Origin of the sequence: Niabella yanshanensis, from assembly GCF_034424215.1 — a bacterium.
Classification (GTDB): Bacteria; Bacteroidota; Bacteroidia; order Chitinophagales; family Chitinophagaceae; genus Niabella; species Niabella yanshanensis.
The window spans coordinates 3,236,728-3,254,935 of the sequence record NZ_CP139960.1 but is presented as its reverse complement, the minus strand read 5'-3'; the positions used below and the strand labels follow the sequence as shown (position 1 = coordinate 3,254,935).

Here is an 18,208-nt window from a genome sequence, read left to right as displayed (position 1 = left end):
AAATACCTACCGTTTATCAAAATATAAACACGGTCTCTAGAGGATAGTTAACGATCGTGTATAAACCATTAAGACATTAAGGCGCATTGAGAAGCACTTATGCAAAGCGTATTTTTTCTATCAGCTTCCGGAGATCTTATCGACCCGGCTGGCATGGCGGCCTCCTTCAAAGGCTGTGTTTAAAAATACCGCTACCATTTCTTCGGCGGTGCTTTCTGAAACAAAGCGTGCGGGAATGCAAAGAATATTGGCGTTGTTATGCTTACGTGCCAGGGCCGCTATCTCGTCGTCCCAGCAAAGTGCAGCACGAATACCCGGGTGTTTATTTGCTGTGATAGCAACACCGTTTCCACTACCGCAAAGCAGGATACCGAAAGCGTAATAGCCCGACTCAACAGCCTGCGCAACAGGATGTGCAAAATCAGGGTAGTCTACGGCATCATCGGTGGCGGGACCAAAATCTTTAAAGAGAAGGTCTTTTCCTTCGATAAATGAGATAACAAATTCTTTCATTTCAAAACCGGCATGGTCGGAGGCTATGGCTATCGGCTTGCTAAGATCAAATGTTGTTTCCATAATGATCGTTTTTATTTAGCTCCACTCTTCTGTGGCATTTTCGGCATTCTTTTTTTCACCCCTGGCCGCCAGCGCAACGCTTATTTCAAATAACAGGTATAATGGTGCTGCTACTACCGCCAGGCTGAACGGGTCCGTTGTAGGAGTGATAATCGCCGCTGCTATCAAAATTACAACAAAAGCATGACGTCTGAATCTGCGAAGAATTTTGGCGGTTACGATCCCCGCCTTTGCCAGTAACAATATCAGCAATGGAAGCTGGAAGAGTAATCCTACTCCAACAGTTGTATAGGTCATGTTTTCCAGGTAGTCAGAAAATGTGGGCATAATCGTGATCTTGTCACTCAGCTTATAGTTAAAGTAAAATTGCACCATCAGCGGCATCAATATAAAGTAGCCGAAAGCAACGCCGATGAAGAACAATATGGAGACCCAGAAGATAATTCCCGAAGCCTGGCGGTTTTCTTTTTCAGAAAGAGCCGGCTTTACAAATTTCCATATTTCCCAGAAAATGTAAGGAAAGGCTAAAACAAACCCGCCAATAAACGCTACTGTAAAGTTGGCTATAAACTGACCCGTCATGGTTGTTTCAATAAACTGGGGGGTATCGCCACCTTTAAAACAAAGCGATTCTCCTACCCCAACGGCCTCGCCCATTCTACACATCCACTGAGCGGAAATAAAATCGGTTCTGGTAGGACCAAAAACGATATCATCTACAAAAAAGTCGGTAAAAATAAAAACGATGATCGCACCGATGGCAACAGCTAAAATCGAACGTATTAAATGCCACCGGAGCACCTCGAGGTGGTCAATGAATGACATTTCATCTTCATTACCCTGATTTCTCTTCTTAAAAAAATCCATTATAGCCATGTACGTAAAATAAGTACGCAAAGATGCGACTTTATAGTTAATAGTTTATGGTTGATTGTTCATAGATTCCATCTCCGTTTCTTTTAGAAAGAACTGGCACCACCAATCTGCCGTCTTCCACGAACTATTGACAATGAACTATTTCAGCTTTTTGAGCTTTACCATTTCAATACGGGTATGGGTGACACCCAGCACGTCAAACTCATAGTCGCCAATGATAATGCGCTCTTTTTGTGCCGGTATGGTTTCATGATGGTTAATGATATAGCCTGAGAGGGTTTCGGTATCATGGCCCTCAAAGTTCAGCTCATACTTTTTTTCGATATAATCAAGCTCCAGCCGGCCCGAAAATATATACTCCCCTTCTGCAATTTGCTTTTCTACAAATTTTTCGGTATCGTACTCATCCCAGATCTCGCCAAACAGTTCTTCCAGTACATCTTCCATAGTGATAATACCTGCGGTACCGCCAAATTCATCTACCACCCAGGCGATGCTTTTGGCCTCATGGCTGAATTTATAAATAAGATCTACCGCGTTCATACTCTGAGGCACCGCCAGTATATTAATAAGAATGCTCCTGATGTCTGATGGCTTTTTAAACAAATCTAACTGGTGTACATAACCCAGGATATTATCGATAGAGTCTTCATAAACAATGATCCGTGTTCTTTTGGTGTCGATAAACCGTTGATGCAACTCTTCTATGGAGGTTTTCACATCCACACCAATCACTTCTTTACGGGGCACCATGGACTGCCTGATCTTGATATGTGGCAGCTCCTGGGCATTTTCGAGTAGCTGGGTGCTGGTTTCGGCCTTGGAACTTTCTTTAATGCCGTCTGAAAAAACAAAACGTAATTCATTTTTGCTTAGCGGAGACTTGCTTTTATCTAAGCGAACATTAAAAACGTATTTAAGGATCCAGTTGGTAAGCAGGAACATACCCCGAACAAAGGGAGCAAACAACCAGAAAAAGAAACTGAAAAAAAGAGAGAATCCACTCAGCAAAGCATTGCTTTTGGCCCTGAACAGCGCTCTCGGAATGAACTCGGCAAAAATCAACGCTACCAAAACGTTAAAAAGAACTTCCAGTATAATTTGAACCCAACGGGCATTTACGGGTAGCTTTTGCCAAAGCGGCTGTGCAACTTCCGCAGTAAGCAATACAAAAATGGTTAATGCAATGATATAGCCTGTGATGGCTACCCCCAGAAAAACAGCGGGTGCATCAATAAAGCGACCCAGCCGGTTGCCCGTGGCGGTGTCCTGTTTTCTTTTTAGTTCTATGTTTAGCCGGCTAGCGCTATAAAAAGCCATTTCTATGCCCGCAAAAAACATCATAAACAACAATGCGGCGCACCAGGAAATAAGAGTTACGTCCATATTCTAAAGATACAAAGGCCCGTTTGAATAATGAATGTAAAAAACTAAATATTAATGGTAAAATTTTCGGGGTACAGGCCTTCCATAAACAACTTATTTATAATCAAACCCGGCTATTTCGCCAAGAATGCAGTGATCAGTTTTTCAGCCTCTTCACAAGCTTCCCCCAGATCATCGTTTACAATAACGTGGTGAAAGTGATGGCTGAAGGACATTTCATATTCTGCCTTATTAACCCTTGTTTGTAACGACTCTTCTGTTTCGGTACCGCGGCTGGCCAGTCTTCTGGCCAGTTCTCTGACTGATGGCGGCTCGATGAAGATAGATAACACACTTTGAGGATATTGTGTTTGTACATGTATGGCGCCTTTTACATCGATATCCAGCAAGGGACACTTATTTTCTTTCCAGAGCCTGTCCAGTTCTTTCTTAAGTGTTCCATAATACTTCCCTTCATACACCATTTCCCATTCAACAAATTCTCCTTTTTGTATTTTTTGCTGAAAGTCTTCCACTTTCATAAAATAATAATCCTTTCCATCAACCTCATTGCCGCGCGGAGAACGGGTAGCTGCAGAAATAGAGAATGCCAGCTGCGGATATTTCTCCAGTAAAAAATGGGTGATGGATGTTTTACCGGCGCCTGAAGGAGCTGTAATGATGATTATTTTTTTGTTGTGGGAAGCCATACACAAACGTACATTAAATTTTTTCATCCGCAAATTACGCGAGGGAGTGGATGAAAAATTTAATGGTGTTCCCCTTAACCAGAAAGAATAATTTAATATACAAGGGAAATTACGGTATTTGTGCCGGGAGTAAAAATTTTGAACGATTAAGTTTATGAGACCTAGTTGAATTATACAAGCTATGGCCGCTGTTAAGGGTTGATATTGACTATTATTAAAACAGGCCGTAGTTTAAACCAGGGATCGTTTTAGCGCAACTGTTTTCTACAATATCTCCTCTACACTTCTCCTGATATTATCCGCCATTTTATACGTAGGCAGGTCATTTTCATCTCCGCCAAATGGATCTTCTATTTCTTCTGCAATTAACTCCAGGCTGGCAAGTACGTAAGCAATAAAAACAACAACCGGCACCACCCAGTAACCCAGTTGAAATACATAGCCCCAGGGTAAAGTTAGGAGGTAAATGAGCACGAATCTTTTTATAAAAATACCATAGGACGAGGGGATCGGTGTGTTTTTAATACGCTCGCAAGCGCCACATATATCTGTAAAAGACTGCAGCTCGCCATTTAAAAAAAGCAACACCTCGCCGCTAATGGATCCATCTCTATATAACTTTTTTACATGCTCATAAATGAGGCCTGCTACCTGGTTGGGAACATGTTTCTCCGTGTCTATTGTTGAAATGATTTTTTGGGTCTGGTCGTTTTCATCAAATAACATGATCCGGGTACGCTCTTTCAACAAGTGCTGATGCAGGGCCTGTGCATAACCGGGTATGATGTTTCTGAAAAACTCCCGCTCCTCTTTTTGATCTTCTCTTAATACCACAGATAGCTTTAAGGCCAGGTTACGCGAATTGTTCATCAATGCGCCCCAAAGCTTACGCCCCTCCCACCATCTGTCATAAGCTGTATTGGTTCTGAATACCAGCACCAGCGAAATGGCAAAACCTAAAAGCGAATGAAGTATCGGCAGATTTTTAATAACGCTTTTGTCCGAGAGTTTCCAGTAACCCAGCTCCAGGTAGGCGATAAAACCCGAGTAGGCGGCAATAATCAATAAGATCCACCAAAGCTTTCTTAATACATCGGCTTTGGTAACTTTAAAAAGAATGCCCAGCCAGTCTTTTGTATTGTAGTATTTCATGTTTTTAGTTGACTGTTGATAGATGACTGCTGGCAGGGAACAGCAATTTTAGAGGCATTCAGCTTTTAATCTGTCAACCGTCATCTATCCTCTCTCACGGGGGTTAAATTGCCACGCGTTTAATATCTGCGCCCAGGGCCTGCAAACGTGTGTCTATGTTTTGATAGCCGCGATCTATTTGCTCTATATTCTGTATGGTGCTTTTTCCCTCAGCACTCAGCGCAGCGATCAGCAAAGCTACTCCTGCCCGTATATCGGGGCTACTCATAGTAATTCCTCTTAATTGATGTTCTCTTTCGAGACCAATAACTACCGCCCGGTGCGGATCACAAAGGATGATCTGCGCACCCATTTCGATCAGTTTATCTACAAAAAACAGGCGGCTTTCAAACATTTTCTGGTGTATCAAAACACTTCCGTGCGCCTGTATTGCCGTTACAAGTACAATGCTCAACAAGTCGGGTGTAAAGCCGGGCCAGGGATGATCGTAAATAGTCAATACCCCCCCATCGAGGTATTTTTGTATGGTATAGCTATCCTGTGAGGGAATATGTATGTCATCGCCTTTAAAGTCCATGGCAATGCCCAGTTGCCTGAATTTCTCAGGTATAATCCCGAGGTCATTAATTCCGGCATTTTTAATGGTAATATCGCCTTTTGTCATAGCGGCTAACCCAATAAAAGAGCCTACTTCTATCATATCGGGTAACATAGCATGTGTAGTACCTCCCAGGTAATCCACCCCTTCAATTACCAATAAGTTACTGCCAATGCCGCTGATCTTTGCTCCCATACGGTTAAGCATTTTACATAATTGCTGTAAATAAGGTTCGCAGGCAGCATTGTAAATGGTTGTGGTTCCCGTAGCCATTGTAGCGGCCATTACGATATTTGCGGTTCCTGTTACCGAAGGTTCATCTAACAACATATAGGTACCCTTCAATTCTTCAGCCGTAAGATGAAAAAACCCATCTTCCTGGTTGTAGTCCAATTGCGTTCCCAACTTCTGGAAGCCGATCACATGTGTATCCAGCCTCCGTCTTCCAATCTTGTCTCCTCCCGGTTTGGGAATAAATGCTTTTTTATAGCGTGCCAGCATCGCTCCGGCCAGCATCACACTTCCACGAAGCCTGCCACTTTTCTTTTTGAACTCAGGGCTGTGTAAATAATCAATGTTTACATCATCGGCTTTAAAAATGCAGGTACTGCGACTGGTTCTGTTCACCTTTACATTCATTTCTGAAAGCAGTTCTATCAAAAGGTTTACATCCAGTATATCCGGAATATTGTTAATAGTGACCTCTTCAGGCGTTAGCAAGACTGCACTTATTATTTGTAATGCCTCATTTTTGGCACCCTGTGGTACAATTTCTCCCTGTAGCTTCTTTCCTCCGCGTACTTCAAATACGTTCATTGATTTCTTATTTATATTAAAACGAAGATAGGTGGAAACTTATTTCCATAGTTTATGTGTTGACACAAAAATGGCCATCGGGTAAGGATGGCCATTTTAAATCTATTTAAAAATTTGTTTTTAATAATACGGGCTGATAAGTATATAGATAACCGGGCCGGTAACAGCAACATATAACCAGAGCGGCCAGGTTATTCTTGCAATTTTTTTGTGCCGTGGATACTCTCCCACTAAACCGCGGTAGGCTGTAAACAATATAAAAGGAAGAATAATACCAGCCAAAGGAATATGCGTTAGAAGAATGATGTAGTAAAAAGTTTTTAATCCGCCGGTACCCCCAAATTTGGTGTCGCCGGCAAACAAGTGGTGACAGATATAGCTTACCAGGAAAAGAATGGATAAAACCATTGCAAAAAGCATGATCTTTTTATGAAGTTCATAGTGTCCCTTTTTCACCACCACTAATGCAGCTACCAGCAAAACAGCTACTATTGAATTAATCACTGCGTTAGTCAACGCAAATACGTGCACATCAAAACCAAGATCTACCTGCAGGTGCACACGCCCTAACGCAGCTATAATTAAAAACACCACCACTGAAAACGATATAATCAGCCAGTTTGCCCTTTTATCGTTCTTTTTCCAACTAGTCTTCAGCATTCTTTTTCTTTTTAAATAATATCATAAACAAGCCCACCGCCACCGCTGCTACTAAAAAAGCAATAGCCAGCACCTTTACAGGCAAACCACTTTTCCTACTGCGGTCTTTTTCCAACGTTAGTAAAACGGCGTCTCTTGAAAGTTTTTTCAGATCGGCAGAATCGAGCCCGTGATAATAACCCCTGATATGGCGCTTGCCGTCGATCAATACAAAATGATCGGTATGTATAAATGACGTATCTATTCCCTTTCCGTCAACCAAACCCAGCTTCAGGTCGTTGATAGCCAGATCATAGATGGTTTTTTTGTCCCCGGTGAGCAGGTCCCATTGTTCGGGATTGATCTGGAAACGGTCTGCCCATTTTTTCAGCTGTGCTACAGAGTCTCTTTCAGGGTCAACCGAAAAAGACAGGTAGTGTATATTAGTATTGGTTTTATCTCCAACCCGTTGCGCATTGGTAATTGCTTTTTCAAGCGTGCGCATGTTGGTCGTTAACGCGGGACAGATAGTGGGGCAATGCGTAAAGAAGAAATCGGCAATAATGATCTTTCCTTCATAGTCACTTAACCGAACAGAATCTCCCAGTTGATTGATCAGCGAAAAATCGGGCACTTTATGCCATATGGTATCTGTTACCTGCTTGCCATTTTCCAGGCGTGTGCTCACACTGTCGGGCATATAACGCCTCGGCATCGAAGTTGCTTCATTGCTGTAATGGCGAATAATTAAATAACAGGCCAGTGGCAGTAGTAATGCCATCAAAACAGCATATAAACCTTTTTTACTCAAGGTAAATGATGTATTTAGTGAACGGATCTTTATTCGGGAAACCGGTAAAAGCTCCGGTAAAAAAATTTTCGCGAAATTCGTAAAATAAAGCGATAGCCCGGCAGGATTTCTTCTTTTTATTTACGCAGGTTGCATTAATAATACCTCTTTACACTTATTTTTAGATTAAAAATGACGCCAATGATCCCTAAAATTTTCGCGGTAATTAGTTCCGCTGTACTGATCAGTTGCAGTGGTAACAGCCACGAATCCAAGCCCGACGCAGCAGCAGATAAAGACTCTACCCTCCATAATTTACCCCCGGTTGAAACCAAAGAGGCCAACACTAAATACAAGCCTGCGTTTGAGGGACAAACCCGGATAGCTGGTATGAAAACGGCTACAGAACTGGATATCAAAGTGATTTCGGAAGGCCTTGTAAATCCCTGGGGAATAGCAGTGTTACCTGATGGCCGGTTATTAATAACAGAAAAGGGCGGCACCCTGCGTATTGCTACTACCGGCGGGGAATTGTCCACACCGATTTTAGGATTGCCTGCTGTCAGCTCCGAAGGCCAGGGTGGATTGCTTGGTTTAACACTGGATCCGGATTTTGGCAATAACCGTATGGTATATTGGGTATTCTCGGAGAAAACAGGAGGCGGAAACCTAACTGCGGTTGCCAAAGGCCGCCTGGCAGATGATGAAAAAAAGATTGAAGGCCCGGTGGTTATTTACCGTGCTACTCCTGCTTTTGCGGGCACGCTGCACTACGGAGGCCGTATCCTTTTCGACAAAAACGGAAATCTTTTTGTAAGTACCGGCGAGCGTTCCGACCTTGAAACCAGGCCTAAATCGCAGGACCTAGCTACTGGTTTGGGTAAAATCGTCCGCATTACAAAAGAGGGCAAGCCTGCCGCAGGCAATCCGTTTATAAATACAGCGGGCGCCATGCCGGAAAACTATACCTATGGTCACAGAAATGTACAAGGTTTGGCTATTCACCCGGAAACGGGCGATTTGTGGGAAAATGAATTTGGACCCCGTGGTGGTGACGAAGTAAACCGTATTGAAGCCGGCAAAAATTATGGCTGGCCTGCCATCAGTTACGGTTTAGAATACAGCGGCGGAAAAATTGGAGACGGCCTTACACAAAAAGAAGGCATGGAGCAGCCGGCTTATTACTGGGACCCGGTTGTATCGCCCAGTGGTATGACCTTTTATTCCGGCGACCTTATTCCTGAATGGAAGAATAACCTTTTCATTGGTTGTTTGAGCGGATCACATATTTTGAGGCTTGAAATAAAGAATAACAAAGTGATAGGTGAAGAGCGCTTGTTAACCGACCGGCAGGACCGTTTCAGAGATGTGCAGCAGGGCAAGGACGGCGCGCTATATGCCGTATGCGATGGGGCTCATGGAAAGCTCTACCGGATCGGTAAAAAATAAATACATTTTCAATGGCGCTCCGGCGCCATTTTTTTGTTTCGCTTTATGGCATGAACACCCCTCTATCGGTTGGAATTGTGTTACTTTTGCGCAAAATATTTAATATCAAACCTCAAATCTCAAATATTCTTATAACCGGCGGCACCGGCTTTGTTGGCGCCTATATCATTAAAGAACTGGTACAGCAAGGGCTTAATGTAAGAGCTATTAAACGCAGTTCTGCAAAATTTCCTGAGTTTATTGAGCCGGCTGTTTTTGATAAAGTAGAATGGGTGGAAGGAGATATATTAGATGTTATTGCACTCGAAGATGCCATGCAGGGCATAGATGCTGTTATTCACAGCGCGGCAATTGTTTCTTTTAGCAAGAAGGAAAGAAGCAAGATGTACCATGTAAATATTGAGGGCACCAAAAATGTGGTCAATACAGCGCTTGAAAATAGTGTTCCCCGTATCGTTTATATCAGCTCTGTTGCCGCAATTGGCAGAAAGCTAGCTGGTGGAACCGTGAATGAGAAAGCCCAGTGGGAAGATTCCAATGCCAATACCCACTATGCGATTAGTAAGTTTAAAGCCGAGCTGGAGGTATGGAGGGGATTTGCCGAAGGATTGGAAGGCGTGATATTAAACCCGGCCACCGTTTTAGGTTACGGCAACTGGAACCAAAGCAGCAGCGGCATCTTTAAAAGCGCTTATAACCAGTTTAAATGGTATACCAACGGTGTTAATGGTTTTGCAGATGTAGAGGATGTGGCGCGGGCAGCTGTTTTGCTACTTAAAAGCCCTGTTACCGAAGAGCGCTATATTGTTTGCAACGACAACTGGTCTTTCCGTAAATTGTTTAACACCATGGCTGATCACTTTGGTAAAAAACGCCCCTATAAGGAAGCCACACCTTTTCTTTCCGGTGTGGCCTGGAGATTAGAAAAATTAAAATCAGTATTCTCAGGAAAAAAGCCGCTCCTCACAAAGGAAAGCGCTAAGGTTGCCAACAGTTTTACCAGGTTTGACAACGCCAAATTACTGAAAGCTTTGCCTGATTTTTCTTATACGCCGCTGGAAGAGACGATTCAAAAAGCCTGCAGTAAGTATGCAGCAAATGTGGCAAAGCCTGATTAATGAGATACGGCTTTTAACCCTATAATAGACCCGATCAGCGTGATAATAAAAAATACCCTCCAAAAACTGGCCGGATCTTTAAAAAAGATCATTCCCATTAATGCCGTGCCTACAGCACCTATTCCTGTCCAAACTGCATAAGCTGTACCAATAGGCAATGTTTGCGTTGCTTTCATTAACAACAGCATACTGATAGTCAGTGCAACTAAAAACCCGACATACCAGGCATACATTTCCGTTCCCGATGTTTCTTTGGCCTTTCCCAGGCAGGAGGCAAAGGCTACTTCAAATAAGCCGGCGATAATCAAAATAATCCAGTTCATATTTTTAATTTGCCGCAAAGTTCCGTTATTAACTGCGGGATTCTTTTTACAAATGATAAAAACCGCCTATCGTATTTCTGCTCTGATCCGGCTGAGGCTTACCTGGGTTATGCCCAGGTAAGATGCAATATGGCCCAGTGAAACACGGTTGAGTAACCTGGGTTGCTGCTCCAGGAGGTCTTTATATCGCTGCGTTGCCGTCTTAAATTGCATTGCAATCAGCCGCTCTTCGGTTTTGATTAATTCCTGTTCTGCCAGTTTTCTTCCCCAGTTTGCTATATGCAGGTCTTCGTTGAAAAGTGCGTGCAATTTTTGGGATGAAATCTGGTACAGTACTGTGTTTTCCAGCAGCTCTACATCTTCATATCCCTTTTTGTTTTCTATATAACTTTTCATAGAAATCACCGGATCTCCCTCCTGCCCGAACCAGAAAGTGACTTCGGTTTCTGCAGTACTATGATATGCTCTCACCATTCCGGTTTTAATAAAATAGACAGATGTTTCCACTTTTTGAGCCCTGAGCAATATATGCCCTTTCGGATAACTCACTTCTTGCAGGGTTGCAACAAGCGCCGCTTTTGATATTGCAGGGAGCGGATAAATAGTGTCGAGTATCCAATCAACTTCCATTCAAATTATGTTTTGATTATTCATCTATCCTATTTCTAACTGAAGAAGCGCCTGGTACGGGTCGCCTTCAAGCTTAAGAACCTGAGCAAAAGCCGGTTCTGTTTTATAACCCTTTTTTTTCAGCGCTATAATCTGTTGACGGAAAATTTCCCCGTATTTTTTCAGGAGCTCTTGCTCTATCAACAGGTGCCGGTAGCCGAATTGCTGCCTGCAGGGAATATTCTGTCCAAATATCTCAACCCTAAAACCACCTGTGAAAAAGCCGGCGATAACGGTCTCCTCTTTATCTTCCCTTTCCCGGATCGAAAAAAGTTCGAAGTCTTTAAACAGCTTCACGATTGTATCCCTGTAAATGTTTTTATTTTCGAAGCAGCAAATAATATCCAGGTCACTGGTTTCGATGTCTATATTAATGGGTATAGTTCCAACCAAAACCGGATCGAATGCGCTTAATTTTTCCAGCATCATATTCTGGTGCAGAACAGTAAAAGCTTCCTGCTGCCGGATCGTTCCGTTTTGTAAATAGCTGATATCCTGAAACAGCATATGATTGGGTCTGCGTTTTATATACAGTGCCGAATGTAGTATTAAATATTTGATCAAAATAAACGGGCGGCTCTTCCACCCTATATAAACTATTAAAGCGCTTTCTTAATTGCCAGACAAATGCCCGGGTAAAAGTTTCCCGATCAGTTCATTCCATCCGCCATTAAAGCTGCTACGTGCAAAATCAGCCCTATCCTGCGGGAATGTTTCCAATCCAAAATGATTCAGGGTTAATATTGTCTACAAAAAAAGCGACGTATCCGTCGCCTCCTGAATATTGTTGTGCTTATTTTTAAAGACCGCCAAAGCTCAGACCGATTGTATACGGCTTTAGCTGCGGACCTGCACCGGCTTTTAGCAAACTGGTAAACTGGTAAGTTCCAAACAGTGTAAAATGCCCAAGACCTATGCGGGCGGTACCTACAATGCGCGTTGTATTAAAATATGTTTTGCTCGACTCTTTCAGCAGGTAGTTTGGTGTCGAATTAGGTTCTGTAATCCGGCTACGTGTACCTCCTTTTAACATCGTTCCCACTTTTACTCCTATGGCCACTTTGAAGCTTTTATCGCTTTGTTCAGGGTTTGCCGTAAAGCGCAACTCAATAGGAGCTTCAAGGTAAGTTGTAACTACTTTTGTTTTTTTCACGTCTACATTCGCTGTATCTCCCCCGTAAAAGCGCATAGTATTCGTTCTTCCCTTAACATCAGCGAAGCTTCCATCAAGAAACACGTGATCAGAACCTACACCGGCGCCAATTGCTGCACTTAGTTTGGGAGAGCTCTTAAATGGAAAATCGAACATGAAATAGGCATTAATACTTCTTGATAAGCCTTTGGTTGAAATGCTGTCCGGTGCATCCATCCAATTGGTATAACCCAGCTGTACTAAGAAATGGTCATTAGCACGGTTGGTCAGATTATATTTTTTCTTTGGTTTTTTAGCTGGCTCGCTTACCACCAGTTCAGGTCTTGTTGTGGTATCAACCTGAGCAAAAACACTTCCTGCAAATAATAAAGCGCAAGCAGCAAATAGAATTTTCTTCATAAATATTTTAGATTGGCGCAAATATATTTTTATTTCGGTTAAAAATAGGTTAATGCAGGCTTACGGCCTATAACATTTTTACAGGCCTCAGAAGTTTGGCGCCTGTTCAGGGCCGGAATAAGTAGATTTCGGCTGAAAAAACTGATCGCTACTTTATCTCAACCGCTTCAGCAGGTAGCGGTCTTTCTCCCATGAATCGAAGGAATATGTGTGCCAGCGTTATCACGTCTTTCTGACAGTAGGTTACAATTCGGTCGATATTTTTCTCTTCGTAATATACTTTAGCTACCATGCTGCCATCGATATCGTCTTTAGGTGTTGGTATGCCAAGGCTATGGGCCAGGAGGTTGAGGGTCGTATAACTTTTATAATCTCCAAACTTCCACAGCTCCATTGTATCAAGGTGATGTACTTCCCAGGGCTTTTTGCCTGCGATGTTAAGCAATATAGGAATGGGCAAATAGTTGATTATAAGGCGTCGGCAGATATAAGGAAAATCGAATTCTTTACCATTATGGGCACATAGGTATTTGGGCTCATTGCTGCCTGGCCGCCCGGCAGACGGGCTCCATTTAGCCAGCATTTCGCTAAAATTGCGAAGCAGCTCTTTTTCGTCGCTTCCTGCAAAAGACTTGATAACCAGCTTGCGGTTACCTTCCGGCCCCTGTATCACACCGCAGCTAATGCAGATGATTTTGCCAAACTCCGCGTAAATACCCGCCCGCTCATAAATGGTTTCAGGAGTTTCCTCCTCCTTGTTTCGTAAAAGTATATTGGCTTTACCGTTCCAGAGCACTTTCCAATCATCGGCTAACTGGCTGTAGTCCGACTCCTGCGGCACTGTTTCAATATCTAAAAACAGGATGTTTTGTACCGGGTAGCTGCTTAACATAGTTACTTAAAATTACGCCTATTATGCGGTAATTATAAATATTTATCTCCCTTTGTTCTTTTAATCTCCGAAACATAGTCTTTGATATCCTGTTCTTTTTCCTTTTTACAGATCATCAAAACATCATCTGTGTCCACCACTATATAATCTTCCAAACCCTGCACAAGAATCATTTTCTTATTGGAAGTGTGGATCATGCAATGATGGGTATCAAAAACCATTACATTATCGCCAACAACAGCATTATCAAAGTAATCTTTTTCCATATTGGCATGAGCGCTGTTCCAGGTGCCCAGGTCACTCCATGAAAAAGAGGCGGGAATGATGTATACATTGTTTGCCTTCTCCATAATCCCGAAATCGATAGAGATACTGGGACATTGAGAGTAAACAGACTCAATGGTCTTTTTTTCAGCAGGCGTGTTGAGCTGCTCTTTTTCTCCGTCAAATAGCTCAAACACCTCGGGCAGATGCTGCTCAAAAGCACTGATAATTGTTTTACATTTCCAGGTAAAAATACCGCTGTTCCACAGAAAATCCCCGCTTTCGATAAAGGTTTTAGCCAGCTCCAGGTTGGGCTTTTCGGTAAAGGTTTTGACTTTATAAATTCCCGGGGCTGCTTCGGGTCCCTCATGCTGTATATATCCATAGCCTGTGTTAGGATGAGTAGGCATGATGCCAACAGTGGTTAAAGCGCTTACATGTGAAACAAAATCCAGGGCTTTATGCATTACTCCTCCAAAATTCTCTTCGTCCAGAATATGATTGTCGGCAGGTGCGGCAATCATCACAGCATCCGGATTCAGCTCATGAATTTTGAAAGCAATATAAGCAATGCAGGGCGCCGTATTTTTTCTGAACGGTTCGGCAACAATATTACCCTGGGGCAGGTCGGGTAACTGTTCGTGTACAATATTGGCGTAATCTTCTGACGTGACTACAAAAATATTCTCTACGGGCACAATTTTACTATAACGTGCAAATGTAGCCTGTATCAGCGTTTTACCGGTGCCTAATATATCTAAAAACTGCTTCGGAAAACTGGTCCGGCTCTTTGGCCAGAAACGGCTTCCAATGCCACCAGCCATAATTGCTACATAATGGTTCTTATTCATAAATTAAATTAACCCTTCTTTTAATAAATCGTGAATATGTATGATGCCGGAATATTTTGTTCCATTGGTAACCGCTAATTGGGTTATGGAATGTTTACGCATCATATCCAGAGCTGTTACAGCCAGCTCTTCCGCTACAATACTTTTGGGCGCACGTGTCATGATATCTTTTGCTGCAATATGGTCGATGTCCGTATTCTTCTCCAGCATCCGTCTCAGGTCTCCATCTGTAATGATCCCGGTCAGGTTGTGCTGTTCATCAACCACTGCCGTAACGCCCAGTCGCCTTTTTGTTATTTCCACAATAACTTCTTTTAATGTCTGATCTGCAAAAACGGAGGGCTTCTCATTATGCGCACAAACATCTGCTACACGCAGGTACAATTTTTTACCCAATGTTCCGCCCGGATGAAATTTTGCGAAGTCCCCGTCTCTGAAACCCTTTAGCTCCATTAAGCAAACAGCCAAAGCGTCGCCCATTACCAATTGTGCAGTGGTACTGGTAGTGGGCGCCAGGTTGTTCGGACACGCTTCCTGCTGTACGGTGGTGTCTAAAAATACATCAGCCTGCAAGGCCAATAAAGACTGGTTGTTGCCTGAGATAGCAATCAGCCTGTTGCCAAAGTTCTTAATAAGTGGGATCAACGCTTTTATTTCCGGGCTGTTGCCGCTTTTACTTACCATAATAACCACATCATTTTCCTGCACAATTCCCAGATCGCCATGTAATGCGTCTGCCGCATGCATAAAAATAGAGGGCGTCCCTGTAGAGTTAAATGTTGCTACTATTTTCTGCGCAATCAGCGAACTTTTGCCAATGCCACTCAGAACCACACGTCCTTTGCAATTTTGTAACAATTCAATGGCCTCGTCGAAATGATCGTTAATCAGGCCCCCCAGGTCCCTTATAGCTGCAGCTTCCATTGCTATAACACGAAGGGCGATATTTTTGGGTGATTGTGGCATGATTTACAGCAAAAGGCAAAAATATTGGTTTATACTTTTAAAAAAGAAAAAGCTTTCGGTAATCACTTCAAACAAAGAAAAAGAAAACATGGCGCTTTGATGATCAACAAGTAAGCACATTTTTTATGGGTATGACGATAACTATGCAGACAGAGGGTTCCATCTCACAAAGAAACTTTTAACCTTTTTTGCTTTTAATCGTTTCATTAGTTAGACTAACTTAGCACGCCTTTCTAAAGAATATTTTTTTATTAAGGATAACTGGTGTATCTTTTTACACTTGATTTTTTTAAATATTATGGATTTGTTATAATGGGAGTTAAATCAGCAAAAGCGGCTCCAAAAAAAGCCAAAAAAGAACCTGAGCAAAAGCCTAAGGCTAAAATAGACCTGCAAAAAGAGTTGCAGAAGCATTTCGGATTCAAACAATTTAAAGGCAAGCAGGAAGCTATTATCGAGTCTTTACTTGCCGGCAATGATACATTTGTAATAATGCCAACCGGCGGCGGAAAGAGTTTATGCTACCAGCTGCCGGCAGTGATGCTAAAAGGGGTTGCAATTATTGTTTCTCCACTTATTGCCCTGATGAAAAACCAGGTGGACCTGGTAAGAGGGTATAACAGTAACGACGAAGTAGCCCATTTTCTAAATTCAACACTCAATAAAAAAGAAATAAAAGAGGTTCATGACGACCTGTTGTCCGGCAAAACAAAATTGCTTTATGTGGCACCGGAGACCCTGACCAAACAGGAAAATCTGGCTTTCTTCAGCGATCTGGATATTTCTTTCTTCGCGGTGGATGAAGCACACTGTATCAGTGAATGGGGTCATGACTTCCGGCCTGAATACAGGAGACTTCGGGAGATGATGGACCAGATCAATGACCAGGTTCCGGTTATTGCTTTGACAGCTACGGCTACGCCAAAAGTTCAGAGCGATATTGTAAAAAACCTGGACCTGCGTAATCCCAACATTTTTATTTCTTCTTTCAACCGGGAAAATCTTTATTATGAAATTCTTCCCAAGATAAAAAAGAATCAAACGGATGAGAGCATCGTGCGTTTTATCAAGGGAATGAAGAATAAGAGCGGGATCATTTATACGCTCAACCGTAAAACCACCGAGGAGCTGGCAAGCATTTTAGAAGCGAATGGTATTAAGGCGGTTGCCTACCACGCCGGTCTTGATGCAAAACTGCGTGCCAAACGCCAGGATGACTTTCTGAACGAAGATGTGCAGGTTATTGTAGCCACTATCGCTTTTGGAATGGGGATTGACAAACCCGATATCCGGTTTGTTATTCATTATAATATACCCAAATCGATTGAGAATTATTACCAGGAAACAGGCCGTGCCGGGCGGGATGGCCTGGAAGGTAAATGCGTGCTGTATTATTCTCATAAAGATGTGAGCAAACTGGAGCATTTAATGCGTGATAAGCCACTTAGCGAACGCGAAGTAGGCGCACAGCTGATCAATGAAACGGTGGCCTACGCCGAAAGTGGTGTATGTCGTAGGAAAGTGATCCTGAGTTATTTTGGCGAACATTACCTGGAAGACAATTGCGGCAATTGTGATAACTGTAAAAATCCTAAAGAAAAAATTGAAGCTAAAGCCGAAGTTCTGGTGACTTTAAAAGCACTTAAAGAACTGGATGAGAGATTTGCTACGGATTACCTGGTTAATATTGTTAGCGGTAAGCTCACACCGCAGGTAAAAATGTTCCGGCATGAGGGTTTGAGTAGTTTTGGTGCAGGTAAGGAACATGATGCTCATTTCTGGAACTCCTTGATTCGTCAAATGATCCTGGAAGGACTCATCAGGAAAGATATTGAAGAATATGGCGTTTTGAAGGTCACCGACAAAGGCAACGATTTTACGAAGAAGCCTAAAAGCTTCACTATTGTATTGAATAATAAGTTTGAAGATGCGGTGGGTGACGATGAAGAGGGCGGAGATGGAAACGGAGAGGCCGCCACTACAGATGACAAGTTATTTGAAATGCTGAAAGAGCTGCGCCACAAGCAGGCTAAGAAAGTAAACCTGGTTCCCTGGGTAATTTTCCTGGAAACTTCGCTTCAGGATATGGCTACGCTCTACCCAACTACATTGCAGGAGCTTGAAAAATGCCAGGGTGTAAGCGGCGCAAAGGCAAGGCGTTACGGAAAGCCCTTTATTGAGCTGATTGCCCGTTACGTAGAGGAAAACAATATTGTGAAGCCGGATGATTTCGTAATGAAAAGCGTGGTTAACAAAAGCGGCAATAAAGTTTATATTATCCAGCAAACGGATAAAAAGATACCGCTAGAAACTATTGCGAAAAATAAGGGATGGAAGATATCGGAGCTTTTGGAAGAAATGGAAACTATTGCCGCCAGCGGAACCAAACTCAACCTGGGTTACGCCATTGACGAAATGCTTGATGAAGCGGATCAGGAAGAGATCATCGAGTATTTCAAAACCTGCGAAACTTCATCGCTGGATGTTGCACAGCAGGAGCTGTCTGAGTTTGATTTTAACTGGGAGCAACTTAAGATCATGCGAATTAAGTTTCTGGCTGAATATGGGATGTAACTAACATTTTTTTGACAATAATATGCGT

The 18,208-nt window shown here is 42.7% G+C and carries 18 protein-coding genes; 3 read left to right on the top strand and 15 right to left on the bottom strand.

Going from position 1 to position 18,208, the window contains the following annotated elements; translation table 11 throughout:
* Positions 1-120: 120 nt before the first annotated feature.
* The 8 genes from rpiB to U0035_RS13540 all read right to left on the bottom strand — a co-directional run bounded on the left by rpiB (position 121) and on the right by U0035_RS13540 (position 7,513).
* The gene (gene rpiB, locus U0035_RS13575; protein WP_114790309.1) at positions 121-576 is read right to left on the bottom strand and encodes a ribose 5-phosphate isomerase B; all 456 of its coding nucleotides are present in this window, start codon (positions 574-576) and stop codon (positions 121-123) included.
* Between the two features lie 15 nt (positions 577-591).
* Entirely contained in the window at positions 592-1,452 is an 861-nt protein-coding gene (gene tatC / locus U0035_RS13570; protein ID WP_114790308.1) for a twin-arginine translocase subunit TatC, read from the bottom strand.
* 138 nt (positions 1,453-1,590) lie between these two features.
* Entirely contained in the window at positions 1,591-2,838 is a 1,248-nt protein-coding gene (locus tag U0035_RS13565) for a hemolysin family protein (RefSeq protein ID WP_114790307.1), read from the bottom strand.
* A gap of 113 nt (positions 2,839-2,951) precedes the next feature.
* Entirely contained in the window at positions 2,952-3,527 is a 576-nt protein-coding gene (gene gmk, locus U0035_RS13560) for a guanylate kinase (RefSeq protein ID WP_114790508.1), read from the bottom strand.
* Positions 3,528-3,791: 264 nt separating this feature from the next.
* Positions 3,792-4,679, bottom strand: coding sequence for a bestrophin family protein (locus U0035_RS13555; protein ID WP_114790306.1), 888 nt, complete (start codon positions 4,677-4,679; stop codon positions 3,792-3,794).
* A 103-nt stretch (positions 4,680-4,782) separates the two neighbouring features.
* Positions 4,783-6,093, bottom strand: coding sequence for a UDP-N-acetylglucosamine 1-carboxyvinyltransferase (gene murA / locus U0035_RS13550; protein ID WP_114790305.1), 1,311 nt, complete (start codon positions 6,091-6,093; stop codon positions 4,783-4,785).
* Between the two features lie 120 nt (positions 6,094-6,213).
* On the bottom strand, positions 6,214-6,753 hold the full coding sequence (locus U0035_RS13545) for a DUF420 domain-containing protein (protein ID WP_114790304.1): 540 nt from the start codon (positions 6,751-6,753) through the stop codon (positions 6,214-6,216).
* On the bottom strand, positions 6,740-7,513 hold the full coding sequence (locus tag U0035_RS13540; RefSeq protein WP_245957680.1) for an SCO family protein: 774 nt from the start codon (positions 7,511-7,513) through the stop codon (positions 6,740-6,742). Before U0035_RS13540 ends, U0035_RS13545 begins: the two co-directional genes overlap by 14 nt.
* 210 nt (positions 7,514-7,723) lie before the next feature.
* Here U0035_RS13540 and U0035_RS13535 point away from each other — a divergent pair, with 210 nt between their 5' ends.
* Entirely contained in the window at positions 7,724-8,971 is a 1,248-nt protein-coding gene (locus U0035_RS13535) for a PQQ-dependent sugar dehydrogenase (RefSeq protein ID WP_114790302.1), read from the top strand.
* 11 nt (positions 8,972-8,982) lie between these two features.
* Positions 8,983-10,089, top strand: coding sequence for an SDR family NAD(P)-dependent oxidoreductase (locus U0035_RS13530; protein ID WP_245957679.1), 1,107 nt, complete (start codon positions 8,983-8,985; stop codon positions 10,087-10,089).
* Here the strand turns inward: U0035_RS13530 and U0035_RS13525 are convergent.
* From U0035_RS13525 to U0035_RS13495, 7 genes are all read right to left on the bottom strand, one after another.
* Positions 10,086-10,412, bottom strand: a complete 327-nt coding sequence (locus U0035_RS13525) for a DMT family transporter (protein WP_114790301.1) — start codon at positions 10,410-10,412, stop codon at positions 10,086-10,088. The two genes, U0035_RS13530 and U0035_RS13525, sit on opposite strands and share 4 nt — an antisense overlap.
* A 66-nt stretch (positions 10,413-10,478) precedes the next feature.
* Complete coding sequence (locus U0035_RS13520) at positions 10,479-11,042, bottom strand: Crp/Fnr family transcriptional regulator (RefSeq protein WP_114790300.1); 564 nt, start codon at positions 11,040-11,042, stop codon at positions 10,479-10,481.
* A gap of 24 nt (positions 11,043-11,066) precedes the next feature.
* Positions 11,067-11,588, bottom strand: a complete 522-nt coding sequence (locus U0035_RS13515) for a DUF4269 domain-containing protein (RefSeq protein WP_114790299.1) — start codon at positions 11,586-11,588, stop codon at positions 11,067-11,069.
* Positions 11,589-11,880: 292 nt separating this feature from the next.
* Positions 11,881-12,633 carry an outer membrane beta-barrel protein gene (locus U0035_RS13510; RefSeq protein ID WP_114790298.1) on the bottom strand — a complete coding sequence of 251 codons (753 nt, stop codon included), beginning with the start codon at positions 12,631-12,633 and terminating at the stop codon, positions 11,881-11,883.
* A 148-nt stretch (positions 12,634-12,781) separates the two neighbouring features.
* Complete coding sequence (locus tag U0035_RS13505; protein ID WP_114790297.1) at positions 12,782-13,525, bottom strand: 3'-5' exonuclease; 744 nt, start codon at positions 13,523-13,525, stop codon at positions 12,782-12,784.
* Between the two features lie 32 nt (positions 13,526-13,557).
* A complete protein-coding gene (locus tag U0035_RS13500; protein WP_114790296.1) occupies positions 13,558-14,640 on the bottom strand; it encodes a mannose-1-phosphate guanylyltransferase in 1,083 nt (360 codons plus the stop codon).
* 3 nt (positions 14,641-14,643) lie between these two features.
* Positions 14,644-15,606 carry a KpsF/GutQ family sugar-phosphate isomerase gene (locus U0035_RS13495; protein WP_211316387.1) on the bottom strand — a complete coding sequence of 321 codons (963 nt, stop codon included), beginning with the start codon at positions 15,604-15,606 and terminating at the stop codon, positions 14,644-14,646.
* 312 nt (positions 15,607-15,918) lie between these two features.
* On the opposite strand from U0035_RS13495, the gene recQ reads away from it, so the two are divergent.
* Positions 15,919-18,180: a DNA helicase RecQ gene (gene recQ / locus U0035_RS13490; protein WP_114790295.1), complete on the top strand. Its 2,262-nt coding sequence runs from the start codon at positions 15,919-15,921 to the stop codon at positions 18,178-18,180.
* Positions 18,181-18,208: the final 28 nt, after the last annotated feature.

Excerpts from the sequence above, each read along its gene's own strand:
- U0035_RS13505 (WP_114790297.1), bottom strand. The coding sequence starts at position 13,525 with ATGTTAAGCAGCTACCCGGTACAAAACATCCTGTTTTTAGATATTGAA.
- rpiB (WP_114790309.1), bottom strand. The coding sequence starts at position 576 with ATGGAAACAACATTTGATCTTAGCAAGCCGATAGCCATAGCCTCCGAC.
- U0035_RS13545 (WP_114790304.1), bottom strand. The coding sequence starts at position 6,753 with ATGCTGAAGACTAGTTGGAAAAAGAACGATAAAAGGGCAAACTGGCTG.
- U0035_RS13530 (WP_245957679.1), top strand. The coding sequence starts at position 8,983 with ATGGCGCTCCGGCGCCATTTTTTTGTTTCGCTTTATGGCATGAACACC.
- recQ (WP_114790295.1), top strand. The coding sequence starts at position 15,919 with ATGGGAGTTAAATCAGCAAAAGCGGCTCCAAAAAAAGCCAAAAAAGAA.
- U0035_RS13535 (WP_114790302.1), top strand. The coding sequence starts at position 7,724 with ATGATCCCTAAAATTTTCGCGGTAATTAGTTCCGCTGTACTGATCAGT.
- U0035_RS13555 (WP_114790306.1), bottom strand. The coding sequence starts at position 4,679 with ATGAAATACTACAATACAAAAGACTGGCTGGGCATTCTTTTTAAAGTT.
- tatC (WP_114790308.1), bottom strand. The coding sequence starts at position 1,452 with ATGGCTATAATGGATTTTTTTAAGAAGAGAAATCAGGGTAATGAAGAT.
- U0035_RS13495 (WP_211316387.1), bottom strand. The coding sequence starts at position 15,606 with ATGCCACAATCACCCAAAAATATCGCCCTTCGTGTTATAGCAATGGAA.
- U0035_RS13525 (WP_114790301.1), bottom strand. The coding sequence starts at position 10,412 with ATGAACTGGATTATTTTGATTATCGCCGGCTTATTTGAAGTAGCCTTT.
- murA (WP_114790305.1), bottom strand. The coding sequence starts at position 6,093 with ATGAACGTATTTGAAGTACGCGGAGGAAAGAAGCTACAGGGAGAAATT.
- U0035_RS13520 (WP_114790300.1), bottom strand. The coding sequence starts at position 11,042 with ATGGAAGTTGATTGGATACTCGACACTATTTATCCGCTCCCTGCAATA.
- gmk (WP_114790508.1), bottom strand. The coding sequence starts at position 3,527 with ATGGCTTCCCACAACAAAAAAATAATCATCATTACAGCTCCTTCAGGC.
- U0035_RS13565 (WP_114790307.1), bottom strand. The coding sequence starts at position 2,838 with ATGGACGTAACTCTTATTTCCTGGTGCGCCGCATTGTTGTTTATGATG.
- U0035_RS13540 (WP_245957680.1), bottom strand. The coding sequence starts at position 7,513 with ATGGCATTACTACTGCCACTGGCCTGTTATTTAATTATTCGCCATTAC.
- U0035_RS13510 (WP_114790298.1), bottom strand. The coding sequence starts at position 12,633 with ATGAAGAAAATTCTATTTGCTGCTTGCGCTTTATTATTTGCAGGAAGT.
- U0035_RS13500 (WP_114790296.1), bottom strand. The coding sequence starts at position 14,640 with ATGAATAAGAACCATTATGTAGCAATTATGGCTGGTGGCATTGGAAGC.
- U0035_RS13515 (WP_114790299.1), bottom strand. The coding sequence starts at position 11,588 with ATGCTGTTTCAGGATATCAGCTATTTACAAAACGGAACGATCCGGCAG.